A 252-nucleotide genomic window follows, 5' to 3' on the forward strand; every position below is an offset into this window, starting at 1 on the left:
GAATCTATTTGTACCGGTGTTTTTCAAGGATTTGTTTTCGGCAGTGTGGGCACCGCTGAGACGGCGGCCGAAGGATGAGACCGACGATGGCGTGACGTACGGCGGGCATGGTTGGCTGAGGCGGGGGTCCGTTGATTCTTTTTTTTCCGCCCCGCGTGTGCGAGGCGGCGATGCTGCAGGAAGGCGTAGGCAATCATTGTCATCAGGGCGTGACGATGAAGACCCTTCCATGATCGCCCCTCGAAGTGATCA

At 57.5% G+C, this 252-nt stretch carries 1 pseudogene; it reads right to left on the minus strand.

The window, feature by feature from the left end:
• Positions 1-23: 23 nt before the first annotated feature.
• Positions 24-252 (minus strand): annotated as a pseudogene (locus tag FNJ47_RS49575) (IS701 family transposase); the annotation flags it as partial.

It is taken from the genome of Bradyrhizobium uaiense, assembly GCF_010811875.1.
GTDB classification, from domain to species: Bacteria; Pseudomonadota; Alphaproteobacteria; order Rhizobiales; family Xanthobacteraceae; genus Bradyrhizobium; species Bradyrhizobium uaiense.